This is a genomic window from Leptolyngbya sp. AN10 (genome assembly GCF_050565645.1).
Classification (GTDB): Bacteria; Cyanobacteriota; Cyanobacteriia; order Leptolyngbyales; family Leptolyngbyaceae; genus Leptolyngbya.
Window position 1 is genome coordinate 21,297 of record NZ_JBNXVP010000062.1, and the last position, 10,327, is coordinate 31,623.

Sequence of the window (10,327 nt, forward strand, 5' to 3'; positions counted from 1 at the left end):
CAATCTACTAAGTTGGCTTAGCTTACTCGTTGTTTGTTCCGCGCTTTTCGCCACAGTCCGACTGCCAGTCCAATCACACCAGGTAACAGTAGTGGTGTGGGGACAACGGCAGTTCTGGCTCCTCGCATCTGAGCGATCGCGAATCCTCCCGATTCTTGCTCCCCGGTAATCCGAATCGATCGAATGGGATCAAGGGGATCATCGCTATAAAATCCAAAATATTGTGCGCCTGACTCGCCGTTTACAGCTTGACTCAGAACATCTGACACGACACCGCTTTGAGCAACCACAGAAATTGTAAATGGGGAAAATACACCCGGAGTAAACACATCGGGTTGAGCATAGAAATCGAATGCGGATAGATTAGGAAGTGCAATATCGAGTGTGGGTGCACCGTTAGTAAAGTACACTTCGCCTGTGTAACCATTACTCCAGGTTTGCCATCCCTTCCCAATTTCGCGCTTGTTAACACTGCCCATAAATTCGATGTTGCCGAGCGGGGAACTGAGCAAGGATAAGTCAGTTCCGAGTGCTTCGGGTCCATTGGGAACTGGGATGGGATTAAATCCCTGATTGGCGATCGTGTTTGCACCCGTGATCCAATTTCCGGAATCATTCACGGTGATGATCGCCGCTTCAGCTTTGAGAGATGCGATCGCGCTGAAGCTGACCGCAACAGTGAGCGCGGCAAAAACTTTTTTATTCTTTTGTAAGGTCGTCATCCAAACTCTACTCCAATTCAGGTGAATAGGCACGTATCCCTGATCGGTGCTGAAAAATTCAGCGAATTGGGGCTTGGGTAAATGCTTTGATCTGTACTGCTTGACGCTCTTGAACATTGTGGCGGAATCACGGATCGATCGCAAAACGCTTCATGAAATCTTTATATGCTGAGTGAGTAGGATTACAGGATCGGTGTGAAAAACAAGATCGATAACCCCCGTTAGAATGAAGAAAAACACGATCGAACTGTGAAAAAGCGAGTCACCCTAACCTTTCCAAAACGTTCCGTTCAGATGCCAGTGACGTACCGATTGGCAAAGGATTTTAATGTGGCAGCGAATATTATTCGTGCCCAGGTTGCTCCGAATCAAGTCGGTAAATTAGTTGTGGAACTATCAGGTGACATTGATCAATTAGATGCGTCGATCGATTGGATGCGATCGCAGGATATTTCTGTCTCGTTTGCCAGTCGCGAAATTACGATCGATGAAAACACCTGTGTCGATTGTGGGCTGTGTACTGGAGTTTGTCCGACGGAAGCACTCACGCTTGATCCGCAGAGTTTTCGATTATTGTTTACGCGATCGCGCTGTATTGTCTGTGAGCAATGTATTCCGACTTGTCCAGTACAAGCAATTTCTACAACGTTTTAATCTGAAGCATCTGATTTCCACCGCGCTGAAATTCGTAAGGGACTTGTCGCAGATTGACTTGATAGCCTCGCTCTTTCAAGGTTTGCATCACAGGATCAATAAACGGCGAAGGTTCACCTGTCATATTGAGAAGTAATGGGAAAATTCTCACTTCAGGCGCGACACGGCACAGTTCAACGATCGACGATAAGTGAAATTCTAAGCTCAATTGATCCGAGTAGAGAAACAACAAATGAGAACACAGTGCTAAATCGAATTGATGATCTGCAAAGGGAAGCTCTGGAAGTTCAATGTTTAGATATCGTTTTTGCTGTAATCCTGAATCAAAATCAGCAAGAAACTTCTGCATTGAAGCCATTCGGCATTGTCCCATTTCTTCAGGCGATTGAAAGTGCGTCCAAATAAAATTTTCTCTTGTCGCTTCTACTTTCGAGAGAATCACATCATAGGTTTGATCAATCCTTTCCTGAATTTGCTCAGTTGAGAACTGATAAATCGGATCACAAGAAGTTACCGACTGTCCCAACTGAGTCATTTCATCATTAAAACTGGCGGGACCACTTCCACAATCAAGAATGTTTCCTTGCAGATCAGATTCAGTCAAGTCAAACATCTGAATGTACTCAGATCGAGATCGACCCCAAGGAACAATCTGCTCTAGTCGCAATCCCATTCATCAAGCTCCAGCAATAAAAACTTCCGTCAGGTATTTAATGTAAACCAAACCTCGATCGTCGGCATTTCGTTGATACAAAGCTTCGAGATCTTGCAACAATCGATCGAACAATTCGCCCGAACTTGGAACATACGATCGACTTCTTGAATTCCCAATCAATCCAGCCAAATCAAGCGCCTGTTCTAAGGGAAAACAATGCTCCTCAAACGTTGGAAAGTACGAGTTTTCTGGCAGCATTTCTTTACGACCAAATACTCGATCGAGGGCTGGATGCTTTTCTGAAACTTGCCGCAACAATGCACCATATTCCTCAGTGAATGGATCATCCAAATCGCGAGTGTTCCAAACCACTGCCAATCGTCCAGAAGACTTCAGAATTCGCCGAAATTCCTGAAGTGCAGTATCAGGATTAAACCAGTGAAACGCTTGAAAGCAAGTGACCAAATCTACAGATTGATCCGGAAGTCCGGTTTGTTCTGCGGTCGCTTGTCGGAACTCAACTCGTGGATAGGATTCTGCTTCCGCGCTCATGGCTGCATTCGGTTCAATCGCGATCACTTGTAAACCTCGATCGCTGAACAGTCGAGCAGAAATTCCGGTTCCTGCTCCGATATCGGCTGCCACTAATGGAGCTTCGAGATTGGCGAGAATTTTGTCGATCGCTGCTGGCGGATAGCTCGGTCTGTACTTTTGATAATCATTTGCGCGATCGGAGAATCGATTCAAGGGGTCGAGCGCGTAAAGCGGTGTTTCAGACATAAGCCGTGTGAACACATTTCGTTCTTGATTGTAATGCTTCTCAAAAGCACCCAATCGTTAGAAGATGAAAGGCATCTAGAGATAGAAATTCTTATGTCAGTTGTCATTCATCTCAATTCAGACCAGATCGATCGGGTCGATTTAGCTCCCGCGATCGCAGCGATCGAGCCGCTCAAATCAGATATCCGCCAATACGAGCAAAAACTTCAATTCAACATCGACTACCCCCGCGAATTAGGTGATCCCCGCGAATTATCAGAAGTGCCAGAAGTTCGACTTTGGTTCATTCGGCTTGATTCGATGTATCCCTGGTTGCCATTCCTGCTCGATTGGTCACAAAAGGAATTAGGGCGATATGCGGCAATGCTGGTTCCGCACGAGATTCAGCCTGATGGCATCGAATACAACCCAGAAGCGCTCGAAATCTTCGTCATGAGCAAAACCTTTGTGTTGATGAATTGGCTCGATCAGCAGCAAATTGAATCGAGATCCCGCTTAAAGTCGATGACAAAAACACTGGGTTATGAATTGGACGATGCCTTTTTCTCTTTGCTAGAAGGACGTTAAGATGATCCTGCGTTCCGACAGCAGGTGAGAGTGAATGAGAAATTGGGGAGGGCGGATTTCGACTCTAGTGCGGCGAGGGTCACAGTCATTGCAAGGACGTGATGGAACAGCCGCGATCGCTCAAACGTTACTAGCAAGAGCTTTGATTATCGCGGTGAATGTCGCGACTGGAACGATTACTGCCCGAATCCTTGGTCCCTCTGGACGCGGTGAACAGGCAGCAATGGCGATTTGGCCTCAGTTTTTTGCTTACTCATTGTCGCTCGGATTACCAAGTGCATTGCTTTATACACTGAAGCGCTATCCTACGGATCGATCGCGCAGTTTCTCTGCTGCGATTGTTCTTGGAGTTTTCATCAGCATTTTCAGCGGTATTGTCGGTTTCATTGCCATTCCTATCCTGATGAGTGGACGATATGAAGCCGAATCCATTCGCTTATCTCAGGCGTTGATGTTGGCAGTTCCGCTCGTTGTTCTGACCGAAATTCTACGATCGGCAATGGAGGCGAGTGACGAATTTGCGATCGCAAATCAAATTCGCTACATTCCGCCGATCAGTACGTTGGGAATCTTAGTGGTTCTGGCACTCACTCAACATCTCACGCCGTTCACTGCGGTACTCTCGTACTGGATTCCGATGGTTCCGCTGCTCATCTGGATGATGGCTCGTGCTAGACAGTTTTTTGTGATTCGGTTTACCTATCTCAAAATCTCTCTTAAGCGGCTGACGCACTACGGATTTCGGGCGTATGGCATCGATTTGATCAGCGCTTTAGCAGGACAAATTCAGCAAGTCCTAGCCGTGAGTTTGTTAGCATCTTCCGCAATGGGACTGTATGCGATCGCGTTTAGTCTCTGTCAATTGCTCTATGTAATTCAAAGCTCATTTGTGACGGTGTTATTTCCGAAAGCTGCTGCTCGTCCGCTTTCCGAAGTCGTAGAAATGACCGGACGAGCCGCAAGAATTAGTGGCGTATTAGCGATCGTATTTGCGCTAATCATGATGCTTCTCGCCCCGTTCATGTTGAATCTTCTCTACGGAACTGCTTATCTGCCTGCAATTCCTATCTTTCGGATTTTAGCGATCGAAACGGTTTTAGGCGGAATTGCAGTCATGCTGGCTCAGGCATTTATGGCAATCGATCGACCTGGAATCGTCACCGTTATCCAAGGAATCGGCTTGATGATGGGAATTCCGCTGATTCTGATGCTGACTCCGATGTTTGGACTGCTCGGATTAGGACTCGCGCTGCTTGGTTCAACCGCGATTCGATTAGTTTCAGTTTGGCTTTGTTATCCGATCGTGCTCAAAACTGCGCCACCGAGTCTATGGTTAACCCGTGAGGATTTCGATTTTATGCGGCAAAGACTCTTTAATAAGTTCACTTAGACGAATTTTTTGCAACTTTGCCACCTAAGACACTATCTATCCTCCAATACTCTTGCTACGATCATTGTTTCAAAAACGTGACTTGGTGCGAGAGAGTGTCTATGGTTAGTCAGCCCAAACGTTCACAGCCGATCGTTCTCACATCTCATCCTGGTAAGTTCTCAAAGTCGATCGCCATTCATTGGGGCGAATCCGATCCCATCAAACGCGGCGCAATTATCGGAACGGTCACGACTCCATCTCACCGGAACGTGATCGGAACGCATTCCGGTTCTTATGCGGTGTATCGCGCTCTTGCAGTCGCCAGCGGCAAACTCGATGCTAATCACCGCGCCGATCTCACCAATACGGCTCCGGCTGCTCTCCTTCAGCCACATCCCGCTTGGTCTGATCCAGAAAAAATCGTATCGATCGATCCTTTTGGCGCGATCGTGGGCGAGGTGTATCGCGATCTCTACGACCAAGGCTATGACATCAAACCGACGATCGCGATTACTAAAGCCCACATCAATATGCCAGAACTGCAAGACGCGATCGCCAAAGGTCGCTTGCAAGAAGATGGCGAAATCATGAAGAAAGGCGGCGATCTCGTCGTGACCAAAGCCGCGATCGAGCCTGTGTGGTATCTTCCCGGACTTGCAAAACGGCTTGATGTGGCAGAAAGCGTGCTGCGTCGAACCTTATTCGAGCAAACAGGCGGAATGTTCCCGGAGCTTGTGACTCGTCCGGATCTCAAAGTTTTCCTACCCCCGATCGGCGGAATCACGGTCTACATTGTGGGCGATCCAGATGCAATCACTGATCCAAATCGTGCCTTAACGGTTCGCGTCCACGATGAATGTAACGGCTCTGATGTGTTCGGTTCCGATATTTGCACCTGTCGCCCGTACCTCGTTCACGGGATCGAAGAGTGTGTCCAAACCGCTCAACAAGGTGGCGCAGGCGTGATCGTCTATCTCCGAAAAGAAGGACGTGCCCTCGGTGAAGTGACTAAGTTCCTTGTGTACAACGCTCGGAAACGTCAAGAAGGTGGCGATCGTGCCGATGCGTACTTTGCTCGTACCGAATGTGTAGCAGGCGTTCAGGATATGCGCTTCCAAGAACTCATGCCAGATGTACTGCATTGGTTGGGAATTACACGCATCGATCGCTTTATTTCAATGAGCGATATGAAGCACGACGCGATTACTCGATCGGGCATCGAAATTGTCACTCGCGTTCCGATCCCCGAAGAACTGATTCCCGCTGATGCAATGGTGGAAATCGAGGCAAAAAAAGCAGCAGGATACTATACCGAAACCGAAGTTCTGACCGAGGAAGCCCTAGCTGAGATTAAAGGACGGGGATTGAGTGACTAATCTAGTAGAGTATCTGCGATCGCCCTCATCCATTCGCGATCGCTGTTATCAACTCTTCGAGCTTGCCCAAGCAGATCAACTGACTTACTTTCGCCTTGACCTATCGCAACTTGATCCGGTTGCAGATTATGTGATTGCTGTGATTCGCGAACACTATCCTGATTTGGATGTTCCGTTTCACAGTCGTTGGCGGCATTTTGAAGTCGGGAATATTCCGCGTGTCCAACAGCTTGAGGGAAAATTCAGTACTCCAATTGATCAAGCCAAAGCAATGTTTGATCTCGTGATCCCTAGTGTCTTATTAGATGCGGGAGCAGGCGATCGCTGGAACTATCTCGAAGCTTCAACAGGTCAAACTTGGGCAAGATCGGAAGGATTAGCGATCGCGTCTTTCGATGCGTTCTGTTCTGGAGCTTTTTCGGATCAGCCGTATCAAACCGATGCTGAAGGACTTAAGCAAATCACACCTGAAAAGATTGCCAAAATTTTCCAAGTTACATCTGACAATCCGTTAGTTGGATTAGAAGGACGATCGAACCTCCTGCAAAAACTGGGATATACGATCGAACAATCGCCCGATCTATTTGGAACGATTCCTCGTCCTGGAAATCTCGTTGATTATCTAGTTCGATGTTCCGACCAAGGAAAACTCTCAGCCGTTATTGTGCTTGATGCAGTTCTCAAAGGTTTAGGCGAAATTTGGTCGGGAAGACTATCGATCGACGGAATTAACCTTGGCGATGTCTGGAAACATTCCGCTTTACCGGATGATCAGCTTGTTCCCTTTCACAAACTCTCTCAATGGCTCACGTATTCCTTACTTGAACCCTTACAAACATTAGGATTAACGATCACGAATCTTGATCAAATGACCGGACTTCCTGAATATCGAAATGGCGGTCTCTGTCTCGATCTCGGCTTGCTTCAACTTAAAAATCCACAACTTGCTGAGATTTCCCATTCTCCCGACTCTGAACTGATCGTTGAATGGCGGGCACTGACTGTTTGTTTACTCGATCGTATTGCCGATACGATTCGGCTCAAACTCGATCTCACCCCTGACTCTCTCCCCCTCGTCAAAGTCCTTCAAGGCGGAACCTGGACAGCCGGACGTAAAATCGCCGCCTCCCTCCGCCCCAATGGAACTCCCCCGATTCAAATTTCTAGTGACGGAACCGTATTCTAACTATGGCTGCAAACCTAACCCTGATCGAACACCCCTTAATCCAGCACAAACTCAGCTTAATGCGCCGCGAATCCACCAGCACCGCAAAATTCCGCGCACTCATGACCGAAGTAAGCTTGCTACTCGCCTACGAAGTCACCCGTGATCTACCCTTGCGTTACGAAACCATTCAAACCCCAATGGCAGAAATGGAAGCGCCCGTCCTAGCTGCCGATAAAAAGCTCGTCGTCGTCTCGATTATGCGGGCTGGACAAGGAATTCTCGACGGCATTCTCCAATTAATCCCCTCTGCTAGAGTCGGTCACGTCGGTCTTTATCGAGAACCCAATTCGCTTGAACCGATCGAATACTATTTCAAGATTCCTGATGATACCGAAGAGCGCGATATGCTCGTCGTCGATCCGATGATGGCAACGGGAAATTCAGCCGTCGCTGCCGTTCATCGCCTCAAACAAACCAATCCTCGATCGATTAAATTCCTCTGCCTGCTTGCCGCTCCCGAAGGCATCACTCATTTTCAAGAACAGCACCCCGATGTCCCCATTTATGCAGCCGCGATCGATCAAGGCTTAGACGAACACGGATATATTATTCCGGGACTTGGCGACGCAGGCGATCGCTTATTCGGCACGAAGTGATATGATTAGATCGATGCAAATCGGCGGCATCGCCAAGTGGTAAGGCAGAGGTCTGCAAAACCTCCACCCCCAGTTCGAATCTGGGTGCCGCCTTAAAGGGTTTCTCCTCCTGTTGTACGGTCGCACGGTAAATGTCGCTCGTCGCACGTTAATGTCGTTCTCGCATTTATTAATGCACTTTTGAGAAAGTCGCACGTTAATGTCGCTAAAAGCGTGTTTTGCTGCTTTTCGCAAGCTAATGTCGCTAACTGTTTATGAGCTGGTTGCTCTACAGAACAGTTAAAACTAGATCAGACACAGCCTTCAGGAATACAGGGCAAATTTAAGCCCAGTTGCCGCTTCGCAAAACAACACGCGCTCAAGTCTATTGATTGGGCGCCTAACGGCTATCAATAGACTTGGTGTTAATCGTCACTACTCTACAGAGTTTGCAGACCTCTGCCTCTCTCGTTCCTTCTCGATAAGTTTAATTGTAGCGAAATTAGTCCCAATTTATTTGAATGCATGACGAAGAGTGTATTTGACCACGTATCTTTTCATTCCATCGCACACGAGAGCAGCATTGCGACTTGGCAGCGATCGCGCTCAGACCAATTCTGCGTCGCCTTTATTCCGTCCCACGCCAAATCGCTCATTGCGACCGCGATCAGCGATGCCTACCTACTAATGTGGACCTTTCATTCCGTCTTACGCCAAATCACTCATTGCGACCCTTGACGACTAAAACCCAGGAACTATGTTAGTTTCAAGCTGCTTTTTGGCAAAGCTCCGCTCTTGTACTACTTTCCTTGTTTGAAAAAGGAGTGGTCGAACAAGGGCGATCGTGAAACCCACAGCCACTCAGGAATTAGAAATTGGCAAAGGTGCCGGGAATATGACTCCCGCTTTGGTTTGCCGAAAAATCGAGAAGGATTCGTAGCCACCTTGGAGAACCAAGCCCGACCTTCAACAAAGCAGAAAAACTGACTTGCCAAAGGCTTTTAGATCCTTGCGGATCACACTCACTTATCTGGTCGCGCAGTCTATGATTGAAGTAGGTCATCAACCTATGTCCCTAAACCTTCTCTCATTAGCCAGACAACCATTACATTGCTGTAATGAGGCGGGTGTCAGGGCACCCCACCAGGAGCGGGCAGCTACAGGGGCTTGAAAGTATCCGTTGCGGGTCAAATCTCCCCTTAAACTTCAGCATCTAGACACCGGACTCAGTACCTAGATACTAACCTCAGCATAGAGACACCAAGAAGCGTAGGCTTATAGTGCATATGCGTCAGGCACTGTGCGTATTGTAATGCGTGGGAGCGCAAACGCGGTTACGTCTCGTCCGAATTTAACGAATCGTAAGCTGCGATCGCCAAATTTGCAGCTTGCTGAAAGGCATCTTCTTCATACACCGTTCCTTGTTTCAGCACCTTTAACCCATCGGTTGCAGCACGATCGCTGATTACTTGGCTTAATCGGCTGTAGTCCCACTGATGGAGTTTCTCCCCATGCGCTTTGGTATATCGCGCCATCGCTTTCTTGCTGCCATTGCATTTGATTTCGGCTCTCGCCACGAACTGACTGTACAAGCGATCGCACCATCCATCTGTTTTGGGTAAGACGATCGTGCTGGCTTTGTACTGCTGCGCTAGCTCGACAATCCCTTTAGCAAATAGACGCGACACCTGCTGAACCCAGTCCAGATTCAGTCTGAGTAATATGGCGATGTGCCTTCTGGTCTACCTGTCGGCGCTTGGAGTGTTCTTGCCGTTGGTGAAAATATCTTTGTAATAGGTCATGACCTTCCTTTGAGAGGCTGTGGGTGTTCCGGATTGCTAGAATTTTACGTCGCATGGCATCTACAACCGTAACGACTAGGTGTTTGTCAAGATCCAGCAGCACACCGACAAAAATATTGTCAACGCCTTGGTAGAGCGGGCGATCGGGACGGTCGAACAAAGGGGAATTTTGTAGACACTCTAGTTTTGGACGAGATTTGTCAAGCTGATCTTGGAGGTTCTCAATTGCCTTTTTGAGATTTCCAATTCTTTTGATCTGAGCTTCACTTCTAGAATCTTCGGGTACTCTCTCTAAACGGCTTAAACAGTTTTGCTTTTTCTCTAGCTCTTCCTGTCTCTCTTTCAACTTTTTTAGCCGAGACTCTAACTTACGCTGATGAATCTTGTCCAAGCCCTGCTTAGTCAGAGCATCGGAGTCATAAGTCCAATGGATTGAAAGTTTTCACTCATTCCAGAACCCTTTTCCTAGGTAGGGCTTGCTGAAAAAGTCATTCTGTAAAAACTGGATCACAGACTTCTCTGAATCTGCATCCTTTTATTTATGCGATCGCCAATTGCCATTGATTCGGTTGTCGCCGTGTTCGATGTAATTCAAA

At 47.6% G+C, this 10,327-nt stretch carries 11 protein-coding genes and 1 tRNA gene; 7 read left to right on the forward strand and 5 right to left on the reverse strand.

The genetic code is table 11. The annotated features are described in order from the left end of the window. Nucleotides 1-17: 17 nt before the first annotated feature. Nucleotides 18-722 carry a hypothetical protein gene (locus ACQ4M5_RS38805; RefSeq protein WP_430681137.1) on the reverse strand — a complete coding sequence of 235 codons (705 nt, stop codon included), beginning with the start codon at nucleotides 720-722 and terminating at the stop codon, nucleotides 18-20. Between the two features lie 249 nt (nucleotides 723-971). On the opposite strand from ACQ4M5_RS38805, the gene ACQ4M5_RS38810 reads away from it, so the two are divergent. Next, nucleotides 972-1,376, forward strand: a complete 405-nt coding sequence (locus tag ACQ4M5_RS38810) for an NIL domain-containing protein (RefSeq protein ID WP_430681138.1) — start codon at nucleotides 972-974, stop codon at nucleotides 1,374-1,376. On the opposite strand, the gene ACQ4M5_RS38815 is transcribed toward ACQ4M5_RS38810, so the two are convergent. Both ACQ4M5_RS38815 and ACQ4M5_RS38820 read right to left on the reverse strand, forming a co-directional pair. Beyond that, nucleotides 1,363-2,049 (reverse strand): SAM-dependent methyltransferase, encoded by a 687-nt coding sequence (locus ACQ4M5_RS38815; RefSeq protein WP_430681139.1) that lies wholly within the window; start codon nucleotides 2,047-2,049, stop codon nucleotides 1,363-1,365. The genes ACQ4M5_RS38810 and ACQ4M5_RS38815 overlap by 14 nt on opposite strands. A 3-nt stretch (nucleotides 2,050-2,052) precedes the next feature. Further along, a complete protein-coding gene (locus ACQ4M5_RS38820; RefSeq protein WP_430681140.1) occupies nucleotides 2,053-2,811 on the reverse strand; it encodes a class I SAM-dependent methyltransferase in 759 nt (252 codons plus the stop codon). Nucleotides 2,812-2,904: 93 nt separating this feature from the next. Here ACQ4M5_RS38820 and ACQ4M5_RS38825 point away from each other — a divergent pair, with 93 nt between their 5' ends. The 6 genes from ACQ4M5_RS38825 (at nucleotide 2,905) to ACQ4M5_RS38850 (ending at nucleotide 8,043) form a co-directional block, all read left to right on the forward strand. Beyond that, nucleotides 2,905-3,378 (forward strand): CRR6 family NdhI maturation factor, encoded by a 474-nt coding sequence (locus tag ACQ4M5_RS38825; RefSeq protein WP_430681141.1) that lies wholly within the window; start codon nucleotides 2,905-2,907, stop codon nucleotides 3,376-3,378. Between the two features lie 34 nt (nucleotides 3,379-3,412). Beyond that, nucleotides 3,413-4,768: a lipopolysaccharide biosynthesis protein gene (locus ACQ4M5_RS38830; protein WP_430681142.1), complete on the forward strand. Its 1,356-nt coding sequence runs from the start codon at nucleotides 3,413-3,415 to the stop codon at nucleotides 4,766-4,768. A 101-nt stretch (nucleotides 4,769-4,869) separates the two neighbouring features. After that, entirely contained in the window at nucleotides 4,870-6,126 is a 1,257-nt protein-coding gene (locus ACQ4M5_RS38835) for a GTP cyclohydrolase II (protein WP_430681143.1), read from the forward strand. After that, the gene (locus tag ACQ4M5_RS38840; RefSeq protein ID WP_430681144.1) at nucleotides 6,119-7,312 is read left to right on the forward strand and encodes a URC4/urg3 family protein; all 1,194 of its coding nucleotides are present in this window, start codon (nucleotides 6,119-6,121) and stop codon (nucleotides 7,310-7,312) included. Before ACQ4M5_RS38835 ends, ACQ4M5_RS38840 begins: the two co-directional genes overlap by 8 nt. 2 nt (nucleotides 7,313-7,314) lie before the next feature. Next, a complete protein-coding gene (gene upp / locus ACQ4M5_RS38845) occupies nucleotides 7,315-7,950 on the forward strand; it encodes a uracil phosphoribosyltransferase (RefSeq protein ID WP_430681145.1) in 636 nt (211 codons plus the stop codon). Between the two features lie 22 nt (nucleotides 7,951-7,972). After that, nucleotides 7,973-8,043, forward strand: a tRNA-Cys gene (locus ACQ4M5_RS38850). Nucleotides 8,044-9,263: 1,220 nt separating this feature from the next. Here the strand turns inward: ACQ4M5_RS38850 and ACQ4M5_RS38855 are convergent. Both ACQ4M5_RS38855 and ACQ4M5_RS38860 read right to left on the reverse strand, forming a co-directional pair. Beyond that, on the reverse strand, nucleotides 9,264-9,617 hold the full coding sequence (locus ACQ4M5_RS38855; RefSeq protein ID WP_430681146.1) for a hypothetical protein: 354 nt from the start codon (nucleotides 9,615-9,617) through the stop codon (nucleotides 9,264-9,266). Continuing rightward, complete coding sequence (locus ACQ4M5_RS38860; protein WP_430681147.1) at nucleotides 9,598-9,891, reverse strand: hypothetical protein; 294 nt, start codon at nucleotides 9,889-9,891, stop codon at nucleotides 9,598-9,600. The genes ACQ4M5_RS38855 and ACQ4M5_RS38860 overlap by 20 nt, the downstream gene beginning before the upstream one ends. Nucleotides 9,892-10,327: the final 436 nt, after the last annotated feature.

Bases quoted from the DNA above. Each gene is read 5' to 3' on its own strand.
- ACQ4M5_RS38805 (WP_430681137.1), bottom strand. From the start codon at position 722: ATGACGACCTTACAAAAGAATAAAAAAGTTTTTGCCGCGCTCACTGTT.
- ACQ4M5_RS38815 (WP_430681139.1), bottom strand. From the start codon at position 2,049: ATGGGATTGCGACTAGAGCAGATTGTTCCTTGGGGTCGATCTCGATCT.
- ACQ4M5_RS38820 (WP_430681140.1), bottom strand. From the start codon at position 2,811: ATGTCTGAAACACCGCTTTACGCGCTCGACCCCTTGAATCGATTCTCC.
- ACQ4M5_RS38825 (WP_430681141.1), top strand. From the start codon at position 2,905: ATGTCAGTTGTCATTCATCTCAATTCAGACCAGATCGATCGGGTCGAT.
- ACQ4M5_RS38830 (WP_430681142.1), top strand. From the start codon at position 3,413: ATGAGAAATTGGGGAGGGCGGATTTCGACTCTAGTGCGGCGAGGGTCA.
- ACQ4M5_RS38835 (WP_430681143.1), top strand. From the start codon at position 4,870: ATGGTTAGTCAGCCCAAACGTTCACAGCCGATCGTTCTCACATCTCAT.
- upp (WP_430681145.1), top strand. From the start codon at position 7,315: ATGGCTGCAAACCTAACCCTGATCGAACACCCCTTAATCCAGCACAAA.